Genomic DNA, 19,728 nt, shown 5'->3' on the forward strand with positions numbered 1-19,728 from the left:
AGCCTCATGAAAACGCTTGCCTTTCGGCTCCCCGATCCCGGGTCGCGCTGACGCTTGCCCGGAATGACGCAGGAGGGAGGCACGGCTTGTCGGCGGTCCGACCCGCCTATGAGGCGGGTGTGTCCGGTTTCTGCGTCGGCGCGTTCCGGCCGAAGTTCGGAATATCCGTGTCCTGGCCGGCCTCGACGATCGAGCGGCGGATGCTCCGGGTACGGGTGAACAGGTTGAACAGCGCCTCGCCGTCGCCCCAGCGCACCGCCCGCTGCAATGCCGACAGATCCTCGGAGAACCGCGCCAGCATTTCCAGGATCGCATCTTTGTTGTGCAGGCAGACGTCGCGCCACATGGTCGGATCGGAGGCCGCGAGCCGGGTAAAGTCGCGAAAGCCCGAGGCGGAGTATTTGATCACTTCCGACTTGGTCACCGTTTCGAGGTCGTCCGCCGTGCCGACGATGTTGTAGGCGATGATATGCGGCAGATGCGAGACGATCGCCAGCACCAGGTCGTGATGCTCCGGGTCCATGGTGTCGACCATGGAGCCGCAGGCCTGCCAGAAGGCCGAGAGCCGGGCAAGCGCTTCCTGGTCGCTGTCCGGGGTCGGCGTCAGGATGCACCAGCGGTCGTCGAACAGGTCGGCGAAGCCGGCGTCCGGGCCGGATTCCTCCGTTCCGGCAATCGGATGGCCGGCAATGAAATGCACGCCCTCGGGCACATGCGGGGCGATCTGCCGGATCACCGATCCCTTGGTGGAACCGACGTCGGTGAGGATCGCGCCCGGTGTCAAGGCCGGTGCGATCCATTTCGCCACCGCCTCGCTGGCGCCGACCGGCACGCAGATGATGACAAGATCCGCTCCGGCGACCGCCTCTCCCGCATCCAGATAATATCGATCGCCAAGGCCCAGTTCCTCTGCCCGGCGCAGGGTGTGCGCGGAGCGGGTGGAGACGATGATCTCGTCGGCGAGCTTCCGCTGGCGGATGACATGCGCCAGCGAGGAGCCGATCAGGCCGATGCCGATCAGGGCGATGCGATTGAAATGCGGGTCTGACATGGATTGGACTTGGCTGTTCGGGCCGCCAGGCCGGCGCACCCGAAGGGGAGGAAGGCCAGGCGGACGGCGCCGGACGGGCGCGTCCCGCCCGGGCCGCGAAGTTCGGCCTAGGCCGAGAGATACTCTTTCAGGATGCCGACGGTTGCCCGGTTGGCTTCCTCGTCGCCGATCGACATGCGCAGCGCGCCGGGCAGGCCATAGGCACCGACCGCGCGCAGCACGCAGCCGCGCGCGCTGAGATAGCTGTCGGCCTCGGCCGCCGTCTTTCCGGGCGTCTCCGGGAAATGGATCAGCACGAAATTGCCGACACTCGGCGTCACCGTGAGCCCGAGCGCGGTAATCTCCTCGGTGACCCAGCCGCGCCATTTCTCATTATGGGCGATGGCCAGGTCGAGGAAACTGGCGTCGCGGATCGAGGCGATGCCGGCGGCCTGGGCGGCGGTGTTGATGTTGAACGGGCCGCGCACCCGGTTGAGCGCGTCGATCACGTGGGCCGGGCCGTATCCCCAGCCAAGGCGCAGGGCCGCCAGGCCGTGGATCTTGGAAAAGGTCCGGGTCATGACGACATTCGGTGCGGTCGCCGCCAGTTCGACGCCGGCTTCGTAGTCGTTGCGCCGGACATATTCCGCATAGGCGGCATCGAGCACCAAGAGCACATGCGGCGGCAGGCCCGCCTGCAGCCGCTTGACCTCGTCGAACGGCAGGTAGGTGCCGGTCGGGTTGTTCGGATTGGCGAGGAACACCACCTTGGTGCGGTCGGTGACCCGCTCCAGGATCGCGTCGACATCGGTGGTCAGATTGCGTTCCGGCGCCACGACCGGCGTGCCGCCGGCGGCCAGAATGGCGATCTTGTAGACCAGGAAGCCATATTCGCTGTAGATCGCCTCGTCGCCCGGGCCGATGTAGCAGCGGGCCACCAGCTCCAGGATCTCGTCCGAGCCGTTGCCGCAGATGATCCGGTCGGCGTTGAGCCCATGCACCTCGGCGATGGCCGCGCGCAGAAGCGCGGAGCTGCCATCCGGGTAGCGCTCCAGATCGACCCCGGCCTCGCGATAGGCGGCAAGCGCCTTGGGGCTGGCACCGAGCGGGCTCTCGTTGGACGAGAGCTTGTGCAGCTTGGCACCTCCGGTCGACATCGCCTTGCCGGGAACGTAAGGGGCGATGTCGAGGATGCCGGGCCGTGGCTGCGGGTGGGTCGATTGAGGCTGCATTGTCTTCGTCGTCCAGCGCAAGAAGTGTATCGCGAGTGTCCGCGCCCGGTATCCGAATGGTGTCCTGCTCGGAATGCGCCGGGGACGGAGCGTCCAGTCATAGGCAGACAGGCTTGCGAAAGCAAAAGAAAACATTGACCTTGGCGAGCTTGCCTCCTACCTGTCGGACCCTGCGCGCGAGGAGATCGCGCGCGCCGGACCGGACGACGGGGCCGGCTGGAGACATGCCGTCCTACCTGAGCGGGGCAACGCCAGATGTCTGGAAACAACGGGCGTTCCGAGGCGCTGGATGAGACGGCTCAGACAATCACGGAGGCTGGGGTGAGCGCGGATGCCGCGAACCGGGCGGATCACCCGTCCAGCAAGGTAATGCGGTTCAGCGCCGATGCGGCGTTGACGCTGGACAGCGGGCCGAAGCTTGGCCCCTGGCAGATTGCCTATGAAACCTATGGCACGCTGAACGCTGACCGCAGCAACGCGGTGCTGGTGTGCCACGCGCTGACCGGCGACCAGTATGTCGCCTCGCCCAATCCCTATACCGGCAAGCCGGGCTGGTGGTCGATGCTGGTCGGCCCCGGCCGGCCGGTCGACACCAACCATTATTTCGTCATCTGTGCCAATGTGCTTGGCGGCTGCCTCGGTACCACCGGGCCGGCCTCGACCAATCCGGCCACGGGCCAGCGTTGGGGGCTCGACCTGCCGCTGGTGACGATCCGGGACATGGTCAATGCCCAGGCTGTGCTGCTCGATCATCTCGGCATCGAGACGCTGTTTGCCGTCATCGGTGGCTCGATGGGGGGCATGCAGGTGCTGCAATGGGCGGCGAGCTATCCGGAGCGGGTCTTTTCCGCCATTCCCATCGCCACCGCCGCGCGCCATTCCTCGCAGAACATCGCCTTCCACGAGGTCGGCCGCCAGGCGGTTATGGCGGATCCGAACTGGTGCGGCGGGCGCTATTTCGAACGCGGTGTACGCCCCTCCAAGGGGCTGGCGGTGGCGCGGATGGCCGCGCATATCACCTATCTCTCTGATCCGGCGCTGCACAGGAAGTTCGGCCGCAATCTGCAGGACCGGGAGACGGTGACCTTCGGCTTCGACGCCGATTTCCAGATCGAAAGCTACCTGCGGCATCAGGGGATGACCTTTGTCGACCGGTTCGATCCGAACTCCTATCTCTATGTGACGCGGGCGATGGATTATTTTGATCTGGCCGCCGACTATGACGGCTCGCTCGCCCGCGCCTTCCTGCACTCTCCGACCCGGTTCTGCATCATGTCCTTTACCTCCGACTGGCTGTTTCCGACTGAGGAAAGCAAGGTGGTGGTGCGTGCGCTCAATGCCTCGGCGGCAAACGTGTCCTTCGTCGAGGTGGAAAGCGACCGGGGCCATGACGCCTTCCTGCTCGATGAGCCGGAAATGTTCCGCACGGTGCGGGGGTTCCTGACCGGGGCGGCCAATGCGCGTGGCATCACGCCGCCGGGAGCGGGCGCATGAGTCGGGTGCAGCTTTCCGAGACAGGAGCAAGCCGCGGCGATCATCGGCTGGTCGCCGGGCTGGTTACCCCGGGCGCGCGGGTGCTCGATATCGGCTGCGGCGATGGCGCCTTGCTCGATCTGCTGATGCGCGAGAAGCAGGTGGACGGGCGCGGCATGGAGCTGTCGCAGGCCGGGGTGAATGCCTGTGTCGCCCGTGGCTTGTCGGTGGTGCAGGGCGATGCGGATCGCGATCTGGAGGATTATCCGGACGATGCGTTTGATTTCGTCATCCTGAGCCAGACGCTGCAGGCGACCCGTGCACCGCGCAAGGTGCTGGAGCAGCTCCTGCGCATTGGCGAGCACGTGATCGTCTCCTTCCCGAATTTCGGGGTCTGGCGCAACCGGCTGCAACTGCTGTTCACCGGCAGCATGCCGGTAACCGAGCATCTGCCCTATTCCTGGTACGACACGCCGAACATCCATTTCTGCACCATCCGCGATTTCGTCTCGCTGTGCCGGGAGGTGGATGCGCGGATGGAAAAGGCGATGGCGCTGAACGCGCGCGGCGAGCCGGTGCCGTTTACCGCGCCGTGGTGGGTCTGGAACCTGATCGGCGAACAGGCGGTGTTCCTGCTGAGGCGCTAGGGTCTGGACCCTGGTTGCGGCCCACAGGGCCTGAAGGATCGCGTCAGCTCTTGGGCGCCGGATCGCGGCGGTGCGCCGAGCCGTGCACCCCCGGGGCGGCGCCATCGGGGATGAACACCGGCCGAAGGGCCTGCACGAGGCGTTTTTTTCCCACCGGCACGCCGCGGAACAGTTGCTTTTCCGCTTCGATGATCAACAGGCCGGCGAAGGCCGGCCACAGGCGCCGGCCCACCTGTTCCCAGGCGCGGGCGCTGCGCAAGAGCAGCCGCCAGCGGGTCGGCGGCAGGCACAGCGCCTCGTCGCTGCCGGTGGTGCGGAACTGGCAGGTCTTCAAGAGTTGTTCGATCTGCCCCCGCGAGAACGGACGGCCATAGCCGAAGGGCGAGATTTCCGATCGCGCCCAGAGCCCGCGCCGGTTGGGGACGACGACGATCAGCCGGCCGCCGGGGGTGAGCACCCGCCAGACCTCGCGCAGGAGCGCGTCCGGGTCGCCGCAATGGTCGATGCCATGCACCAACAGGGCGTTGTCGAAGATGCTGTCGGGAAACGGCAGGTCGGTTTCATCGACCAGGGTCGCCGAGTTGCGCCCACCGCGCGGCCAGGCCACCACCCCTTGCGCCGCCGGCATGGCGGCGATGCAGCGCTCGGCCTCATCGAGATAGGGGCGCATGTAGGGGCCGGTGTAACCGATGCCAATCAGCCGCTTTCCGGCCAGGGTGGGCCAGAAAGTGCGGATCCGTGCGCCGACCAGCACCCGCAGCATGCGGCCAAGGGGCAGATCGTAGAAGGTGCGCTGGTGGGCAACGTCGAGATACATGGGTGCCTTGCGATGACGATGCGAAGAGAACGCGGCGGGTGATTGAACCCTCCCGCGCCCGCCGATGCAACAGCGGTGATTGTGACGAGGCCTCGCCTCTTGTTCCAGTGGCCGGGGCGGGGCACTGTGAGCGCAAAGCACGGGGCGCGGCCTTGCGGGCCGCCTTGCAACGGGAGTTGAGCGAATGAACGCAGACGGGACAGACACCGGCGCGGCGGTGGAAATCAGGCAGTTCGGTTGTCTTGAGGACAATTTCGGTGTGCTGGTGCATGTGCCGGAAACGGGCGCGACCATCGCTTTCGACGTGCCCGATCAGGGGCCGTATGTGGCGGCGCTCGCCGAGACCGGCTGGGAACTGACCGACGTCCTCATCACCCATCACCATTGGGACCATGTGCAGGGGCTTGAGGAGCTGAAGCGGCAGACCGGCGCCCGGGCCATCGGACCGGCCTTGTCACGCGACCGCATCGAGGGGCTTGACGACTGGGTCGAGGACGGGGCGAAAATCACCGTCGGCGGCCTTGCGTTCCAGGCCATTGGCACCCCGGGGCATACGCTCGACCAGATTTCCTGGTGGGCGCCGGATGCCGGCTTTGCCCACACCGGCGATACCCTGTTCTCGCTCGGCTGCGGCCGGGTGTTCGAGGGCGACATGGAGATGATGTGGACCTCGCTCGACCGGCTGGCGCGCATGCTGCCGCTGGAAACACAGATCTACTGCGGTCATGAATACACGCTTGCCAATGCCCGGTTCGCCCTGACTATCGATCCGGACAACGCGGCGCTGGCGGAGCGGGTGCGTCAGATTGAGGCGCTGCGCGCCGCCGGCAAGCCGACCCTGCCGACAACCATGGCGGAGGAACTGGCGACCAATCCGTTCCTGCGCGCCCGGGACCCGGCGATCCAGCGGCATCTTGGCATGAGTGGCGCCGATCCGGCGGAGGTGTTCGCCGAGATCCGTCGGCGCAAGGACAGCTTCCGATGAGCGGGCCGATGGTGACCGGTCAGATGATGGATCCCTCGCTCACCGCGCGCGACATCATCCGCCTGCTCGATCTTGCCCCGCATCCGGAGGGCGGGCATTACCGCGAAACCTTCCGCGATCCGACAACGGACGCGCAGGGGCGCGCCATGTCGACGGCGATCTACTACCTGCTGGAGGCGGGCGAGGTGTCGGCCTGGCACCGGGTCGATGCGGTGGAGATCTGGCACTGGCACGCGGGCGGGCCGCTGGCGCTGACCATTTCGCCGAACGGCCACGACGTGAGCGCGATGCACCTGGGGCCGGATCTTGCCACCCATCAGCGGCCGCAAGGGATCGTGCCGCGCAATGCCTGGCAGACGGCGGAAAGCCTTGGCCGCTGGACGTTGGTCGGCTGCACGGTGGCGCCGGGGTTTGAGTTTGCCGGCTTCGAAATGGCGCCGAAGGGCTGGCGGCCGCGCCGGCGCGGCTGACTGGCACCGGGATCGGTGCTTTCCCGTCTTGCTTTGAGCGCGAGCGCCGCTACAGTGCGCGCGACTTTCCGGGCGCGTCGTCGCGCCCGGTCGGGCCACTCGCGATCGGACGGCAAAGACTATGGCAAAGAACGACATCAAGAAGGTGGTGCTCGCCTACTCGGGCGGTCTCGACACCTCGATCATCCTCAAATGGCTGCAGACCGAATACGGCTGCGAGGTGGTGACCTTCACCGCCGATCTCGGCCAGGGCGAGGAACTGGAGCCGGCGCGCCGCAAGGCGGAGATGCTGGGCATCAAGGAAATCTACATCGACGACCTGCGCGAGGAGTTCATCCGCGACTTCGTCTTCCCGATGTTCCGCGCCAATGCCGTCTATGAGGGCATCTACCTGCTCGGCACCTCGATTGCCCGGCCGCTGATTTCCAAGCGCCTGATCGAGATCGCCCACGAGACCGGCGCCGATGCCATTGCCCATGGCGCTACCGGCAAGGGCAACGACCAGGTGCGGTTCGAGCTGTCCGCCTATGCGCTCGATCCCGATATCAAGGTGATCGCGCCCTGGCGCGACTGGACCTTCAAGTCGCGCACCGATCTGATCGAGTTCGCCCAGCAGCACCAGATCCCGGTGCCGAAGGACAAGCATGGCGAGGCGCCCTTCTCGGTCGACGCCAACATGCTGCACTCCTCGTCCGAAGGGAAGGTGCTGGAGGATCCGTGGGAAGAGGCGCCGGAGTATGTGCACCAGCGCACCGTCTCGCCGATGGATGCCCCCGATGCGGTGACCGAGATCACCATCGGCTTCGAGCGCGGCGACGCCGTCTCGATCAATGGCGAGCGCCTGTCGCCGGCGACCCTGTTCGCCAAGCTCAACGATCTGGGCCGCGACAATGGCATCGGCCGGATCGACCTGGTGGAAAACCGCTTCGTCGGCATGAAGTCGCGCGGTGTCTACGAGACCCCGGGCGGCACCATCCTGCTGGCGGCCCATCGCGGCATGGAATCCATCACCCTCGACCGTGGCGCCGCCCATCTCAAGGATGAGCTGATGCCGCGTTACGCGGAGCTGATCTACAACGGCTTCTGGTTCTCGCCGGAGCGGGAGATGCTGCAGGCGGCGATCGACAAGAGCCAGGAAAAGGTCACCGGTGAGGTGCGGTTGAAGCTCTACAAGGGCAACATCATCACCGTGGGTCGCCAGTCGCCCTATTCGCTCTACTCGGAAGAGCTGGTCACCTTCGAGGATGACCACGGCGCCTATGACCAGAAGGACGCGGCGGGCTTCATCCGCCTCAATGCCCTGCGCCTGCGCACGCTGGCCAAGCGCAACAAGCTGGACTGAGGCGAAGGCCCATGGACATGGCGCGGGCGACCCGGCTTTCCAAGGCCCTCGCCCGTGCCGGCTTTCTCGGGCTCGGCGGGTTTCACCCCGGGCCTGGCGATGCGGTGCCGCCGGTTTGCTCCGGCGGCCCGGACACGCGGACCCTGCTTCTCATCGGCAGCGTCGGCCCGGATCTCTTTCGCGCCTTTGGCGCAGCGCCTGAAGCTGTCGATGGCGCGGCCGATCCGCTCGACCGCTATACCCGCCGCCAGCTTGGCGCGATTGCCGGCGATTTCGGCCTTGCGCCGCTCTTTCCCTTCGATGGCCCGCCCTATCACCCGTTCCAGCGCTGGGCGCTGCGCGTTGGCGGCTTTTCCCGCTCGCCGATGGGGGTGCTGGCCCACGCGGCATTCGGCCCCTGGGCGGGGCTGCGAGGGGCCTTGCTGTCGCCCGAGCGGTTTGGCCGGTTCGAGGCGAACGACACCGCTGGTCCTTGCGAGGCCTGCGAGGATACCCCGTGCGTTGCCGCCTGCCCGGCCGGGGCGCTGTCGCTTGAGGCGGGCTATGACGTGCCGCGCTGCCGGTCTCATCTAGAGGCGCGGCCGGACGCGCCCTGCCGCAGCGGGTGCCTCGCCCGCAGGGCCTGTCCCTTCGGGCGTTCTTATGCCCAGGACCCGGCGCAAGGGACGTTTCACATGCGGGCGTTTTTCAGCTAGTCGCAGGAGTGTTCGACCCGACGTCGTCAATTGACGGAAGTCGGGCGCTCGCGCTCCGGGTTGCGGTGGTAGCCCGGGCCGATGGTCAGCGGGCTGTCGGGCACCAGACCAGGATCGACATCGCTCACCAGGTGCCGTTCGTGGGTCTCGATCACCTTGCCGCTCGCGTTTTCCTCCACCGTCAAGGTGACCCGGTAGGGGTGCCCTTCCTTCACGCCGTGAACCGGCGGGGTCTCGAAGCTGTAGCGGGTGGCGCGGGCGGTGATCGCGCGCTGCAGGGTGATCGGCTGGCCGCCAGTGGGGTTTTCAAAGCGGGCAATCAGGCGCAGGCCCGTTGGCGTTGGCCGCTGCACGGCGGCGGTGATGCCGTAGTGGATATCGGCGTGCCGGTAGTTGTAGATGAACCCGCCACCGGTAATCGTCAGGTAGGTCTTGTCCGCCTGCATCTGATGGTTGTAGACGGCGAGGCCGATAAAGGTCCCGCCGACAAGGACGACGACAAGACTGACCGCAAGGCGAAAGTATCGGGTCTTCTCGAATTCCATGACCGGCTCCGGCTGGACGAGAGGGATTTGAAGTTTCCCGTCAAACCGGCGCGCGGGCAAGCTGTCGCTTTTTACGGGTGTCGCGATTGTTCAAGACGCCCACTGGCCCCGTAGTTATCAGGGGGAGACACAGAGGAGTTCGCAGATGAAGCTCAGATACACGATTTTCTACGTCGAGGACGTGGCCGCGACCCTGGCCTTCTTCAACCGGGCCTTCGGGCTGGAGACCGGCTTCCTGCACGAGAGCAAGGACTATGGCGAGCTGGTCACGGGCGAGACCAAGCTGGCCTTTTCCTCCCGCGCGCTGATGACCTCCTTGGGCAAATCGCCGCTTGCCCCGGATCCGCAGCGGCCGACCTTCGAGATCGCCTTTGAGACCGATGATGTCGCGGCGGCGCTTGAGCGGGCGCGACAGGCCGGGGCGACGGTGGTGCAGGAGGCGCGCGAGGAAGCCTGGGGACAGACCACCGCCTATGTGACGGATCCCGACGGCTATCTGATCGAGATCTGTTCACCGGTGAGCGGGACGGCAAGCCCCGACTGACGCAAGAGGTGCCGGCGCCCCGCATCGTGTTGCAGTCGTGCCGGCGAGATGGCGAACCAGCGACGGAAGGCGCGGGTCATGTGCGCCTGATCGGCGTAGCCGGCATCGGCGGCCAGATCCGACAGCGGCACCTGCGGGGCGAGTGCCGCCGCCGCCCGCCGGGCGCGGGCCAGTTGCAGCCAGAAGCCCGGCGGTGGCAGATCGTGATCGCGAAACAGCCGCTGCAGGCTGCGCAGGCCAAGACCGATGCGCCGTGCCGCCCTTGCCACCGAGGCGCTGTCCGCCGCTTCCAGGCTGTGGATGGCCTCGGCAAGAACCGGGGGGCGGGCGGTGTGTTCGGCCAGAAGCGCAGAGGCGTCCTCCGGATCGCAGCCGCTGGCGGCAACCCGGGTCAGCAGCGGCGCGGCGTCGACCATCGTGCCGGGCTTCAGCCGAAAGCCGGTCATGCGGGCGCCGGCGGCAATCTCCGCCATGCGCGGTGCCGCCTGCAACTCGGAGACAAAGCAGTCGGGGCGCTGCCCCGGCGCGGCGACCAGGATCAGGTCGCGGCAACCGTCAGGCAGGATCAGTTCGCGCGAGGGCGCGGTTGCCGTGTGGTTCCAACGTTCCAGAACCGTCGTCATTCCGCTTCCTCGAGCTTCAGGGAGGGGCGGCGAGACACGGGAGGCGCTCAGCGGTCGCGGATGGCGACGAAACGGGCCAGCGCCAGCAGCGGCTCGGCTTGGGTGCCATAGGGCTGGAGTTCAGTGGTCGCGGCCTCGACGAGGCGGGCCAGCTCGGCCCGGGTCCAGTCGGCACCCTTGAGCGCCACCAGGGTTGCCTTGCCGGCGGCGGCATCCTTGCCCGCTGCCTTGCCGAGCGCACTGGCATCGCCCTCCACATCGAGCAGGTCGTCGGCGAGCTGGAAGGCGAGGCCGATGATCTCGCCGAAGCGGGTCAGACGGTCGATGTCGTCCGGGCCGGCGCCGGCCAGCCGGGCGCCGGTGCGCGCGGCGTAGCGAATCAGCGCGCCGGTCTTCATCGCCTGAAGTTCGCGAATGTCGGTTTCCCCGCGCGGGGCATGCTGGGAGGCAAGATCGAGCATTTGCCCGCCGGCCATGCCGCCGAGACCGGCGGCCCGTGCCAGCTCGCGTGAGGCGGCAAGGCGGATCTCCGCGTCCGCATGGACCGCAGGAGCGGCGATCAGGTCGAAGGCGAGGGTCAGCAGCGCATCGCCGGCCAGGATCGCCGTTGCCTCGTCATAGGCCTTGTGCACCGTCGGCTGGCCGCGGCGCATGTCGTCGTCGTCCATCGCCGGCAGGTCGTCGTGGACGAGCGAATAGCAATGGATGCATTCCAGCGCGGCGCCGGCGGTGACGACGCCCGCGTCGTCCCGGCCGAACAGCCGGGCGGCGGCGATCAGCAGCACCGGCCGCAGGCGCTTGCCGCCGCCAAGCCCGGCATGGCGCATGGCTGCAATCAGGCGGTCCGGGCGGGCAATCTCGCCATCGAGAGGGGCGGCATCGAGCGCGTCGTCCAGTGCGGCGGCGATCCGGTCGGCGTCCCGGGTGAGGTGAGCGGCGATGTCGAGTGTCACGCGGGGCGTCTCCGGCGGGGTCCGGCGGCAGGGTCCGGCGTCTGGGTAACAGGGAAGGGCGCCGGCGGGCGCCCCTCGCATGGTCTCAGTGTCGCGAAACGCGCCGCAGGTCAAGCGCCCGTCTGCGGGGCTGCTCAGGCGGCGCCGGCTTCGAGCGCGACGGCGGCCGACTGGATGATCGCGGCGTAGCGAATGGCGGCTTGTACCTGATCGGCGCCAAGCCCGCCCTTGCGCAGGATGTCCTCATGGGCATCGATGCACATGCCGCAGCCATTGATGGCCGAGACCGCGAGCGACCACAGTTCGAAGTCGAGCTTGTCGACCCCGGGCTTGCCGATGACGTTCATGCGCAGCTTGGCCGGCATGGTCTTGTATTGGGCGTTCGAAGCCAGGTGGACAAAGCGGTAGTAGACGTTGTTCTGGGCCATGATCACCGCCGCGGCCTTGGCGGCGCTGAGCGCTTCGGCGGAAAGATGCGGAGCGGCTTCCTCGATCAGTTCGGCGCGCACGGTTTCATTGCGGCAGGCAATGGCGCAGGCGACCAGGAGGCCATACTTCTGTTGTGCGGTGAAGGTCTCGTCGCTGGCCAGCGAGGACAGGTTCAGGCGCGTGTCCTTGGCGAAATCCGGCAGGGCATTCTTCAGGTTCTCGATCGACATGGCAGGCCGCCTTCAACTCGGTGGGCATCATCTGGACAAACCGAAGGCCGGGGCGGGACCCCGGCCTTCGAAAAACAACTGGCCGTGGCTTCAGGCCGCGAGCGTGTCGCCACCGACTTCGCGGTTGCACGGGCACAGCTCGTCGGTCTGCAGCGCATCGAGGACCCGGAGCGTGTCCTTGGGGTTGCGGCCGACGTTGAGGTTGGTCGCGTAGATGTGCTGGATGGTGTTCTCGTTGTCGACGATGAACGTGTAGCGGTAGGCCACGCCATCGGGCGAGCGCACGCCGAGGCCATCGACCAGGGTGCCGTTGGTGTCGGCGAACGACCAGATCGGCAGCTTGTCGAGATCCGGATGGTCGCGGCGCCAGGCCAGCTTGCAGAACTCGTTGTCGGTCGAGCCGCCGAGGACGACGCAGTCGCGGTCCTCGAACTCACCGGCGAGACGGGCGAATTCGGCGATCTCGGTCGGGCAGACGAAGGTGAAGTCCTTCGGGTAGAAGAAGATCACCTTCCACTTGTCCGGGAAGCTAGCCTCGGTGATCGCCTCGAAGGCGCTCTCGCCGTTCTCTTCGTGATGGTTGAAGCCGGGCTTCACGCCAACGACCTCGAATTCGGGGAGCTTGTCGCCGATGCCGATCATGTGTGTCTCCTCAAGAAGCTTGCCGTGCGGCGCCTGGCGCTCGGCACGACGGGTGAAGGTGGCACCACAGCATTGTGTGTGGCGGCAGGACCGGTTATGCAAAGATTTGCCGTTCGGTCAAACCGATAAAAGCGATCTGCGCAATCGAAAATATCGATACCATGCGGTGACCCTGCGTGAGCGAAACGCGAAAAGCCGTCAGGCGCGCAGGGGCTTGACGTGAAAGACGGGGAGGCCCGCAGGCCATGCTTCCGACGCTTCGTCAGATGCAGTATTTCGTCGCCCTGGCGGAGACCCGATCCTTCGTGCGCGCGGCGCGGGTCTGCCACGTCACCCAGTCCACGCTGTCGGCGGGGATTCGTCAGTTTGAGACCTGTCTTGGCGCCGAACTGGTCGACCGCTCCGGGCGCAGCATTGCGCTGACCGACGCCGGCCAGACGATCCTTGACCGGGTGAGCGGCATCCTGCGCGATGCGGAGGATCTGGCCGGGGCGGTGCGCACGGCGCGGCAGCCGCTCAGCGGCCGGCTGCGTCTTGGCGTGATCCCTTCGATTGCCCCCTATCTGTTGCCCCAGGTGTTGCCGGGCCTGCGCGCGCGCTACCCCGATCTGCGGCTGCATCTGCGCGAGGGGCTCACTGGCGCGCTGATGGAGGCCCTGCGCGAGGGGCGGCTGGATGTGCTGCTGATCGCCTTTCCTTATGATACGCAAGGTCTGGAAACGGAGATGATCGGCGAGGATCCGCTGTTGCTGGCGGTTCCGGGAGATCATGCCTTTGCATCGGGGGGCTGCGTTTCCCTTGCCAAGCTGCGCGGCGAGCCGCTGTTGCTGCTTGAGGATGGGCACTGCCTGCGCGAACATGTGCTGCGTGCATTCGATGGTGCAGCGCCGCCCGAATCGGATGAGATCCAGGCCTCCTCGATGACGACACTGGTGCAGATGGTCGATAATGGGCTGGGCATCACCCTTCTGCCCCGGATTGCGGCGGATGCCGGGGTGACCCGGGGCACCGGGCTGGTGCTGACCCCGCTTGAGGCGCCGCTGGCCACGCGCGAGCTGGGTTTGGTGTGGCGCCGCCGGTCCGGCCATGGGGCGGACGCGCAGGCGCTGGCGGCCGCCTTGCGCGGCTATCTGAACGAGCGCGGCCGCCAGACACGGGGGGAGGGGGCGTGAGCGGACGGCGGCGCGGTGCCTCGGCGGACAAGCGGCAGGCCGACAGGACGCGTAAGGGGGGCGAGGAGCGCCGCCGCCGGCACTGGCTGCGCCGCTGGCTGCTGCGCGTATTCCTGGTGCTGTTGCTGCTGCCGCCGGCCCTGACGCTGGTCTATGCCCTGGTGCCGCCGGTCAGCACCTTGATGCTGGAGCGCTATGCGCGCGGGCTGTGGGTCGACCGCAGCTATGTGCCGCTGTCGCAGATCTCGCCGCACCTGATCCGCTCGGTGGTGGCCTCCGAAGACGCCCGGTTCTGCGATCATGGCGGCGTCGACTGGCAGGCGCTGGAAACCCAGATCGACGCCCTTGGCGAGGGGGAGAGGGTGCGCGGCGCTTCCACCTTGACCATGCAGGTGGCCAAGAACCTGTTTTTGTGGAGCGACCGCAGCTATGTGCGCAAGGCGCTGGAGGTGCCGCTGGCGGTGATGCTCGATGCGATGCTGACCAAGCGGCGGATTCTGGAGATCTATCTCAACATTGCCGAATGGGGCGAGGGGGTGTTCGGCGCCGAGGCGGCGGCCTCGGCCTGGTTCGGTAAGCCAGCCGCCGCGTTGACCCGGACCGAGGCGGCGCGGCTGGCCACCGCCCTGCCCAATCCGCGCGCCCGCAATCCGGCGCGGCCGGGGGGCGGGCATGCTCGTCTCGCCCGGATCAACCGGGCGCGGGCGGCGGCAATCGACCCGCATCTGGGCTGCCTTCCCGGTTTCCCCGGAGGCCGATGAGACGATTTGCGAAAAAAAAGCGCGCTTTCGGGCTGGCAAAAGCGGCAAAGGTTCTGTATAAGCCCGCCATTCCTGCACATCGTGTGGACCCTTGCCCCGGGCAAACCCGGTCCGGGTTCGCCGAATATTGCATGACGGAGAGAATAACGATGGCCGTTCCGAAGAGAAAAACCACGCGCATGAAGCGCGGATTCCGTCGCTCCGCGGACGCCCTGAAGCAGCCGACCTATGTCGAGGACAAGGATTCGGGCGAATTGCGCCGCCCGCATCACGTCGATCTGAAGACCGGGATGTACCGGGGCCGTCAGATCCTTTCGCCGAAGGACGACGTTTGAGCCCGGCATCCGCCGGTTTGAATTGAATTGGGCCGGCCCCTCGGGGCCGGCCCTTTTCGTTCGGGCGCCTGGTTGTTGGTTTTTTGCCAAAGACGCTGCGTCCCGCGGACGCAGCGACGGGTCAGCCGTTGGCGTAGTACTGGCCGCCGTTGATGGTCATCACCGCGCCGGTCATGAACGCGGCCTGCGCCGAAGCGAGATAAACCACCGCCGCAGCGATTTCGTCGGCCTGGCCGAGGCGCCCGACCGGAATGCCGGCAATGATGCCCTCAAGCACCTTTTCCGGCACGGCGGCGACCATGTCGGTGTCGATATAGCCCGGGCAGATGGCGTTCACGGTGATGCCCTTGCGCGCGGTCTCGGCGGCCAGAGCCTTGGTGAAGCCGATGACGCCGGCCTTGGCGGCGGAATAGTTCACCTGGCCGAGCTGACCCTTCTGGCCATTGATCGATGAGATGTTGATGATCCGTCCGTGTCCGCGCTCGCGCATGCCGTCGATGACCGGCCGCGACATGGTGAACATGGAATCCAGATTGGTGCGGATCACCGAGGACCACTGCTCGTAGTCCATCTTGTGGAACCAGCCATCGCGGGTGATGCCGGCGTTATTGACCAGCACCTCGACCGCCCCGAGATCGGAAACGACCTGGGCGATGCCATCGTGGCAGGCCTGCGGATCGGCCACGTCCCACTTGTAGACGTGGATGCCGGTTTCCGCGCGGAAGGCCTCGGCCTTCTCCGTGTTGCCGGCATAGGTCGCGGCAACGGTGTAGCCGGCCGCCTTCAGACCCTTTGAAATCGCGGCGCCAATGCCCCGCGTTCCCCCGGTCACGATAGCCACATTGCTCATGCAGTCCTCCCCTCGGCGATCATCTGAAACAGGATTTGTCAAAAAACTGAACTCCGCTTGCTTCGTGGCGGTGCGCGGATCCTTCCGTCACGATCTGTGTCATGCCGGTGTGTCGCCCGTGAACGGCACACTCCCTCCGGCGCGCCGGTCCGGGCGAAGTGCCCGGGCCAGCTGTTGATGTCAGCGTTCGATGAAGACGCTGTGACCGCTTAGCGCTCCACGCACAGGGCAACGCCCATGCCGCCGCCGATGCACAGGGTGGCAAGACCCTTCTTCGCGTCGCGCCGCGCCATTTCATGCAGCAGGGTGACGAGAATGCGGGCGCCGGAGGCGCCGATCGGATGGCCGATGGCAATCGCGCCGCCATTGACGTTGACGATATCCGGGTTCCAGCCCATGTCCTTGTTGACCGCACAGGCCTGGGCGGCGAAAGCCTCGTTGGCCTCGATCAGGTCGAGGTCCTCGACCTTCCAGCCGGCCTTTTCCAGCGCTTTGCGCGAGGCGGGAATCGGGCCGGAGCCCATCAGGGCCGGATCGACACCGGCGGTTGCCCAGGAGGCGACGCGGGCGAGCGGCGTCAGGCCGCGCTTCTTGGCTTCCTCGGCGCTCATCAGCACCAGCGCTGCGGCGCCGTCATTGATGCCCGATGCGTTGCCGGCGGTCACCGAGCCTTCACGGGTGAAGGCCGGACGCAGCTTGGTCATGCCTTCCAGATTGGCGCCGTGACGGATGTACTCGTCCTGGTCGATGACTTTCTCGCCCTTGCGCTCGCGCACGGTCACCGGGGTGATCTCGTCCTTGAAACGCCCGGCCTTTTGCGCTGCCTCGGCCTTGTTCTGCGAGGCAACGGCGAAATTGTCCTGCTGGTCGCGGGAGATCTGCCACTTCTCGGCGACGTTTTCCGCCGTCTGGCCCATGTGATAGCCGTTGAAGGCGTCCCACAGGCCATCCTTGATCATGGTGTCGACCATCTGGTAGTCGCCCATCTTGTAGCCCGACCGCATATGGGCGCAGTGGGGCGACAGCGACATGTTCTCCTGGCCACCGGCAACCATCACCGAGGCGTCGCCCGACTGGATCTGCTGCATGGCGATGGCGACGGTGCGAAGGCCGGAGCCGCACACCTGGTTGAGCGTCCAGGCGCTGGCGGCGGCCGGAATGCCGGCGTTGATCGCCGCCTGGCGCGCCGGGTTCTGCCCCTGACCGGCGGTCAGGACCTGGCCGAAGACGACCTCATCCACGTCATCGGGCGCCACGGAGGCACGCTCAAGCGCCGCCTTGATCACCGTCGACCCGAGGTCATGCGCCGGGGTGTTGGCGAAGGAGCCATTGAAGGCACCGACCGGGGTGCGGGTTGCGCTGACGATAACAACGTCGTTGGTTTCGCTCATAAGTAGCCTCCGAATCCGGACCTCCCGACACGATGCGCTTGCCCCCCTCTTTGGTGTCCAAGCGCGCTGTTCAGGCAAACTAGAGACGGTCGGTCGGGCTTAGTCAACCGGATCGGACCGGTGGAGGTGTGGAATCACGCGTTTTCGCGTCATCCTTTCGTCTGCCGAGAGGCCCTTGCCGCTGTGGTTCCGTGGCGTGCAGCTTCGGGTTGACGTGCCGGCGGGGGGCGGCAGTGGATAAAACGGTGGTGCGGGTGGGGGGGATTGGCTTATCGTGGCGGGAAATGGAAAGACGGCGGTGCCTAGGGCGTCGTCCGTCGCGGGAGGAATGTGGTCCTGCGACCCTGCGGGACACCGAGCCGGGATCCGAAGAACGATATGGCCAAGACCAACGAGCCAACCATCATCAAGAAATACGCCAACAGGCGGCTCTACAACACAGGCACCAGTACCTACGTCACGCTTGAGGATCTGGCCGTGATGGTCAAGGACGAGGAGGATTTCGTCGTCTATGACGCCAAGTCCGGCGACGACATCACCCGTTCAGTGCTGACGCAGATCATTTTCGAGCAGGAAAACAAGGGGCAGAACCTCTTGCCGATCACCTTCCTGCGGCAGCTGATCCGGTTTTACGGCGACAGCATGCAGACGGTGGTTCCAAGCTATCTCGACTACTCGATGACCTCGCTGACCCGGGAACAGGACCGGATGCGCGAGCAGATGGGCAATGCACTTGGCAACTCGGCCTTCGAGGTGATCGAGGATCAGGTCAAGCGCAACGCCGAGATCTTCGATCGGGCGATGCGGATGTTTCTGCCTTTTGGTGCGGGGCAGGGGGCCGGTCAGGCGCCGGAGAGCGGTGAGGCGCCGCCTGCCCCCGCAGGGGAGGCTGGCGCCGCCAAGCCGGCCAGCTCCGACGATCTCGATGCGCTGAAGAAGCAGCTGGCCGACATGCAGAAGAAGATCGATTCCCTCGCCGACGACAAGAAGTAGGCCAAGCGTCGGCGCGGGGCGGTTCAGCCTGGATCAGCCCGGATCGGCGGCCAGCCCGGTAGCGGCGATGCCGGCGATGGCGCAGGCCTCGTCATTGTCCGAGGTGTCGCCGGTGATGCCGACGGCGCCAAGGATCGCCCCGCCTTCCGCCGCGCGGATCAGCACCCCGCCGGGAACCGGGACCATGCCGCCGCCGGCCACGCCGTTGAGGGCCTGGACGAAATGCGGGCGGCTTGCGGCGTTGGCGTCCAGCCAGCGCGAACCGGCGCCGGTGGCGATGGCGCCATAGGCCTTGCCGGTGGCGATCTGCGGTCGCAGGATCGAGGAGCCATCCTGGCGCATGAGCGCGACCAGATGGCCGCCGGCGTCGAGCACGGCGACGGTGAGCGGCTTCAGGCCAAGGCTCTGGCCATGAGCCAGCGCGGCCTTGATGATCTTTTCCGAAATCGCGAGAGTGAGTTCGCTCATTGATATGCGTCCCTGGCCTGAGGCCGCCCGCGACGGGCGGCGCGTGGAGCCGGGACGCTAGCAAGCCACGATGCCGGACGCCAGCATGGATCGCGGGCGGATGTGGACCCTTCGGAGCCTACTTGCAGACGGACAGAAGCCGGCCGGTGGGAATGTGCCGGGGCATCCGCTCGGTCGCCGTATAGGCGCCGATCGCGGTGGCCGGGTCGGCGCGTCGGCGCGCCCGTGTCTGCGGCAGGTTTTCGCGGTGCGCGATCAACTGGGCGATGAAGGCCGGATTGGCACCGCGATAGCGGCGGAAGCTTTCCGGGCGGATTGCCTCCACCGGTTCGACCGCGACGATGGCCCGGGACGAAATAATGCCACTCGCCGTCGCGTTGCGGGCTGACACAGTCGCCGCTTCGCGTCTGCCGTGGCCTCCCGGTATGGAACGCTGGCCTCGCTCGATCCGCATGTTCGTCTCCCGATCGTGCCAATTTGGGACATTGGCCTCGTTGTCGAGATGAGAACCGCAAGCGGCGTGCCGGCTGGTAAGGTTTTGTTAACCTTTGCCTTTCTGCGCGGGGCTGGTCCGGTCAGAGCAGGTGACTGTTCAGTGCATGGAGTCGCCACTATGGGTGCCGAAGTCGCGGCGGGCGCCAGTGATGGTGATGCTGAAGCCGGCGATCACATCGACCAGGGTCACGCACATCAGAATGAAGAACACGGAGCTTGCCGCCTCGCGCAGGGTGAGGAACTCCACCAGATAGGCGATGAAGACAAGGGTGGAGAGGATGTGGTCCAGCAGCGCGGTGGTGCCGGTGCGGGTCGCCTTCAGCAGCTCGATGAACAGCATGGCCAATCCGGTGAGGATCATCAGATCGCCGGTCACCAGGGTGAAGCGGGCGCCGGAGACCAGTTCCATCGTCAGGACCGGTGCGAGCCAGGGATCGCCGCCGGTGTCGCCCAGGACGGCGAAGGCAAGCAGGTTGTAGACCAGCAGCGGGACGAGGGTCAGCGGGAGAGACAGGATCAGCGGCATGGGTGGCATCCCCGGTGGTGTCGATTGGCCGCCCGTGGCGGGCGGGCGCCGAATCGGTCGTCCGCTGGGGCAAGATGGCG

General features: G+C 66.6%; 24 protein-coding genes. 11 read left to right on the forward strand and 13 right to left on the reverse strand.

Going from position 1 to position 19,728, the window contains the following annotated elements:
- Window positions 1–106: 106 nt before the first annotated feature.
- Window positions 107–1,051 (reverse strand): prephenate/arogenate dehydrogenase family protein, encoded by a 945-nt coding sequence (locus IEV83_RS14590; protein WP_181759687.1) that lies wholly within the window; start codon window positions 1,049–1,051, stop codon window positions 107–109.
- A 107-nt stretch (window positions 1,052–1,158) separates the two neighbouring features.
- Window positions 1,159–2,262, reverse strand: a complete 1,104-nt coding sequence (gene hisC, locus IEV83_RS14595) for a histidinol-phosphate transaminase (protein ID WP_181759686.1) — start codon at window positions 2,260–2,262, stop codon at window positions 1,159–1,161.
- 255 nt (window positions 2,263–2,517) lie between these two features.
- Here hisC and metX point away from each other — a divergent pair, with 255 nt between their 5' ends.
- Both metX and metW read left to right on the forward strand, forming a co-directional pair.
- A complete protein-coding gene (metX, locus tag IEV83_RS14600) occupies window positions 2,518–3,756 on the forward strand; it encodes a homoserine O-acetyltransferase MetX (RefSeq protein ID WP_181759685.1) in 1,239 nt (412 codons plus the stop codon).
- Window positions 3,753–4,382: a methionine biosynthesis protein MetW gene (gene metW / locus IEV83_RS14605; RefSeq protein WP_181759684.1), complete on the forward strand. Its 630-nt coding sequence runs from the start codon at window positions 3,753–3,755 to the stop codon at window positions 4,380–4,382. Before metX ends, metW begins: the two co-directional genes overlap by 4 nt.
- A gap of 43 nt (window positions 4,383–4,425) precedes the next feature.
- On the opposite strand, the gene IEV83_RS14610 is transcribed toward metW, so the two are convergent.
- Complete coding sequence (locus tag IEV83_RS14610; protein WP_181759683.1) at window positions 4,426–5,199, reverse strand: class I SAM-dependent methyltransferase; 774 nt, start codon at window positions 5,197–5,199, stop codon at window positions 4,426–4,428.
- Between the two features lie 184 nt (window positions 5,200–5,383).
- On the opposite strand from IEV83_RS14610, the gene gloB reads away from it, so the two are divergent.
- From gloB to IEV83_RS14630, 4 genes are all read left to right on the forward strand, one after another.
- Window positions 5,384–6,184, forward strand: a complete 801-nt coding sequence (gene gloB, locus IEV83_RS14615) for a hydroxyacylglutathione hydrolase (RefSeq protein WP_181759682.1) — start codon at window positions 5,384–5,386, stop codon at window positions 6,182–6,184.
- Between the two features lie 26 nt (window positions 6,185–6,210).
- On the forward strand, window positions 6,211–6,654 hold the full coding sequence (locus IEV83_RS14620) for a cupin domain-containing protein (protein ID WP_181759788.1): 444 nt from the start codon (window positions 6,211–6,213) through the stop codon (window positions 6,652–6,654).
- A gap of 121 nt (window positions 6,655–6,775) precedes the next feature.
- A complete protein-coding gene (locus tag IEV83_RS14625; protein ID WP_181759681.1) occupies window positions 6,776–7,996 on the forward strand; it encodes an argininosuccinate synthase in 1,221 nt (406 codons plus the stop codon).
- An 11-nt stretch (window positions 7,997–8,007) separates the two neighbouring features.
- Window positions 8,008–8,691: a 4Fe-4S dicluster domain-containing protein gene (locus tag IEV83_RS14630; protein WP_181759680.1), complete on the forward strand. Its 684-nt coding sequence runs from the start codon at window positions 8,008–8,010 to the stop codon at window positions 8,689–8,691.
- Between the two features lie 26 nt (window positions 8,692–8,717).
- Here IEV83_RS14630 and IEV83_RS14635 read toward each other — a convergent pair whose 3' ends face one another.
- Complete coding sequence (locus tag IEV83_RS14635; protein ID WP_181759679.1) at window positions 8,718–9,236, reverse strand: hypothetical protein; 519 nt, start codon at window positions 9,234–9,236, stop codon at window positions 8,718–8,720.
- A gap of 145 nt (window positions 9,237–9,381) precedes the next feature.
- Here IEV83_RS14635 and IEV83_RS14640 point away from each other — a divergent pair, with 145 nt between their 5' ends.
- Window positions 9,382–9,780, forward strand: a complete 399-nt coding sequence (locus tag IEV83_RS14640; protein ID WP_181759678.1) for a VOC family protein — start codon at window positions 9,382–9,384, stop codon at window positions 9,778–9,780.
- Here the strand turns inward: IEV83_RS14640 and IEV83_RS14645 are convergent.
- The 4 genes from IEV83_RS14645 to IEV83_RS14660 form a co-directional block, all read right to left on the reverse strand.
- Window positions 9,729–10,403 (reverse strand): AraC family transcriptional regulator, encoded by a 675-nt coding sequence (locus IEV83_RS14645; RefSeq protein ID WP_181759677.1) that lies wholly within the window; start codon window positions 10,401–10,403, stop codon window positions 9,729–9,731. The two genes, IEV83_RS14640 and IEV83_RS14645, sit on opposite strands and share 52 nt — an antisense overlap.
- 47 nt (window positions 10,404–10,450) lie before the next feature.
- A complete protein-coding gene (locus tag IEV83_RS14650) occupies window positions 10,451–11,356 on the reverse strand; it encodes a polyprenyl synthetase family protein (RefSeq protein ID WP_371873465.1) in 906 nt (301 codons plus the stop codon).
- 134 nt (window positions 11,357–11,490) lie between these two features.
- Window positions 11,491–12,015, reverse strand: coding sequence for an alkylhydroperoxidase, AhpD family (ahpD, locus tag IEV83_RS14655; protein ID WP_181759675.1), 525 nt, complete (start codon window positions 12,013–12,015; stop codon window positions 11,491–11,493).
- 90 nt (window positions 12,016–12,105) lie between these two features.
- Window positions 12,106–12,657 carry a peroxiredoxin gene (locus tag IEV83_RS14660; protein ID WP_181759674.1) on the reverse strand — a complete coding sequence of 184 codons (552 nt, stop codon included), beginning with the start codon at window positions 12,655–12,657 and terminating at the stop codon, window positions 12,106–12,108.
- A 245-nt stretch (window positions 12,658–12,902) separates the two neighbouring features.
- Between IEV83_RS14660 and IEV83_RS14665 the strand changes: the two genes are divergently transcribed.
- The 3 genes from IEV83_RS14665 to rpmF all read left to right on the forward strand — a co-directional run bounded on the left by IEV83_RS14665 (window position 12,903) and on the right by rpmF (window position 14,925).
- Window positions 12,903–13,829, forward strand: coding sequence for a hydrogen peroxide-inducible genes activator (locus IEV83_RS14665; protein ID WP_181759673.1), 927 nt, complete (start codon window positions 12,903–12,905; stop codon window positions 13,827–13,829).
- A complete protein-coding gene (gene mtgA, locus IEV83_RS14670; protein WP_181759672.1) occupies window positions 13,826–14,590 on the forward strand; it encodes a monofunctional biosynthetic peptidoglycan transglycosylase in 765 nt (254 codons plus the stop codon). Before IEV83_RS14665 ends, mtgA begins: the two co-directional genes overlap by 4 nt.
- Before the next feature lie 149 nt (window positions 14,591–14,739).
- On the forward strand, window positions 14,740–14,925 hold the full coding sequence (gene rpmF, locus IEV83_RS14675) for a 50S ribosomal protein L32 (protein ID WP_181759671.1): 186 nt from the start codon (window positions 14,740–14,742) through the stop codon (window positions 14,923–14,925).
- A gap of 121 nt (window positions 14,926–15,046) precedes the next feature.
- On the opposite strand, the gene phbB is transcribed toward rpmF, so the two are convergent.
- Both phbB and IEV83_RS14685 read right to left on the reverse strand, forming a co-directional pair.
- The gene (gene phbB / locus IEV83_RS14680) at window positions 15,047–15,775 is read right to left on the reverse strand and encodes an acetoacetyl-CoA reductase (RefSeq protein ID WP_181759670.1); all 729 of its coding nucleotides are present in this window, start codon (window positions 15,773–15,775) and stop codon (window positions 15,047–15,049) included.
- Between the two features lie 209 nt (window positions 15,776–15,984).
- The gene (locus IEV83_RS14685; RefSeq protein ID WP_181759669.1) at window positions 15,985–17,166 is read right to left on the reverse strand and encodes an acetyl-CoA C-acetyltransferase; all 1,182 of its coding nucleotides are present in this window, start codon (window positions 17,164–17,166) and stop codon (window positions 15,985–15,987) included.
- 378 nt (window positions 17,167–17,544) lie between these two features.
- Between IEV83_RS14685 and phaR the strand changes: the two genes are divergently transcribed.
- The gene (phaR, locus tag IEV83_RS14690) at window positions 17,545–18,159 is read left to right on the forward strand and encodes a polyhydroxyalkanoate synthesis repressor PhaR (RefSeq protein ID WP_181759668.1); all 615 of its coding nucleotides are present in this window, start codon (window positions 17,545–17,547) and stop codon (window positions 18,157–18,159) included.
- 33 nt (window positions 18,160–18,192) lie between these two features.
- Here the strand turns inward: phaR and IEV83_RS14695 are convergent, their stop codons facing one another.
- From IEV83_RS14695 to IEV83_RS14705, 3 genes are all read right to left on the reverse strand, one after another.
- Window positions 18,193–18,627, reverse strand: a complete 435-nt coding sequence (locus IEV83_RS14695) for a GlcG/HbpS family heme-binding protein (RefSeq protein ID WP_181759667.1) — start codon at window positions 18,625–18,627, stop codon at window positions 18,193–18,195.
- Between the two features lie 118 nt (window positions 18,628–18,745).
- On the reverse strand, window positions 18,746–19,018 hold the full coding sequence (locus IEV83_RS14700; protein WP_181759666.1) for a hypothetical protein: 273 nt from the start codon (window positions 19,016–19,018) through the stop codon (window positions 18,746–18,748).
- A 201-nt stretch (window positions 19,019–19,219) separates the two neighbouring features.
- Window positions 19,220–19,648, reverse strand: coding sequence for a hypothetical protein (locus tag IEV83_RS14705; RefSeq protein ID WP_181759665.1), 429 nt, complete (start codon window positions 19,646–19,648; stop codon window positions 19,220–19,222).
- Between the last annotated feature and the right edge of the window lie 80 nt (window positions 19,649–19,728).

Origin of the sequence: Stappia taiwanensis (genome assembly GCF_014635285.1) — a bacterium.
In the GTDB taxonomy this organism is placed as follows: domain Bacteria; phylum Pseudomonadota; class Alphaproteobacteria; order Rhizobiales; family Stappiaceae; genus Stappia; species Stappia taiwanensis.

What these genes read in the sequence shown, in the direction of transcription:
- IEV83_RS14590 (WP_181759687.1), bottom strand. Translation starts at nt 1,051, where the DNA reads ATGTCAGACCCGCATTTCAATCGCATCGCCCTGATCGGCATCGGCCTG.
- hisC (WP_181759686.1), bottom strand. Translation starts at nt 2,262, where the DNA reads ATGCAGCCTCAATCGACCCACCCGCAGCCACGGCCCGGCATCCTCGAC.
- metX (WP_181759685.1), top strand. Translation starts at nt 2,518, where the DNA reads ATGTCTGGAAACAACGGGCGTTCCGAGGCGCTGGATGAGACGGCTCAG.
- metW (WP_181759684.1), top strand. Translation starts at nt 3,753, where the DNA reads ATGAGTCGGGTGCAGCTTTCCGAGACAGGAGCAAGCCGCGGCGATCAT.
- IEV83_RS14610 (WP_181759683.1), bottom strand. Translation starts at nt 5,199, where the DNA reads ATGTATCTCGACGTTGCCCACCAGCGCACCTTCTACGATCTGCCCCTT.
- gloB (WP_181759682.1), top strand. Translation starts at nt 5,384, where the DNA reads ATGAACGCAGACGGGACAGACACCGGCGCGGCGGTGGAAATCAGGCAG.
- IEV83_RS14620 (WP_181759788.1), top strand. Translation starts at nt 6,211, where the DNA reads ATGGATCCCTCGCTCACCGCGCGCGACATCATCCGCCTGCTCGATCTT.
- IEV83_RS14625 (WP_181759681.1), top strand. Translation starts at nt 6,776, where the DNA reads ATGGCAAAGAACGACATCAAGAAGGTGGTGCTCGCCTACTCGGGCGGT.
- IEV83_RS14630 (WP_181759680.1), top strand. Translation starts at nt 8,008, where the DNA reads ATGGACATGGCGCGGGCGACCCGGCTTTCCAAGGCCCTCGCCCGTGCC.
- IEV83_RS14635 (WP_181759679.1), bottom strand. Translation starts at nt 9,236, where the DNA reads ATGGAATTCGAGAAGACCCGATACTTTCGCCTTGCGGTCAGTCTTGTC.
- IEV83_RS14640 (WP_181759678.1), top strand. Translation starts at nt 9,382, where the DNA reads ATGAAGCTCAGATACACGATTTTCTACGTCGAGGACGTGGCCGCGACC.
- IEV83_RS14645 (WP_181759677.1), bottom strand. Translation starts at nt 10,403, where the DNA reads ATGACGACGGTTCTGGAACGTTGGAACCACACGGCAACCGCGCCCTCG.
- ahpD (WP_181759675.1), bottom strand. Translation starts at nt 12,015, where the DNA reads ATGTCGATCGAGAACCTGAAGAATGCCCTGCCGGATTTCGCCAAGGAC.
- IEV83_RS14660 (WP_181759674.1), bottom strand. Translation starts at nt 12,657, where the DNA reads ATGATCGGCATCGGCGACAAGCTCCCCGAATTCGAGGTCGTTGGCGTG.
- IEV83_RS14665 (WP_181759673.1), top strand. Translation starts at nt 12,903, where the DNA reads ATGCTTCCGACGCTTCGTCAGATGCAGTATTTCGTCGCCCTGGCGGAG.
- rpmF (WP_181759671.1), top strand. Translation starts at nt 14,740, where the DNA reads ATGGCCGTTCCGAAGAGAAAAACCACGCGCATGAAGCGCGGATTCCGT.
- phbB (WP_181759670.1), bottom strand. Translation starts at nt 15,775, where the DNA reads ATGAGCAATGTGGCTATCGTGACCGGGGGAACGCGGGGCATTGGCGCC.
- IEV83_RS14685 (WP_181759669.1), bottom strand. Translation starts at nt 17,166, where the DNA reads ATGAGCGAAACCAACGACGTTGTTATCGTCAGCGCAACCCGCACCCCG.
- phaR (WP_181759668.1), top strand. Translation starts at nt 17,545, where the DNA reads ATGGCCAAGACCAACGAGCCAACCATCATCAAGAAATACGCCAACAGG.
- IEV83_RS14695 (WP_181759667.1), bottom strand. Translation starts at nt 18,627, where the DNA reads ATGAGCGAACTCACTCTCGCGATTTCGGAAAAGATCATCAAGGCCGCG.
- IEV83_RS14705 (WP_181759665.1), bottom strand. Translation starts at nt 19,648, where the DNA reads ATGCCGCTGATCCTGTCTCTCCCGCTGACCCTCGTCCCGCTGCTGGTC.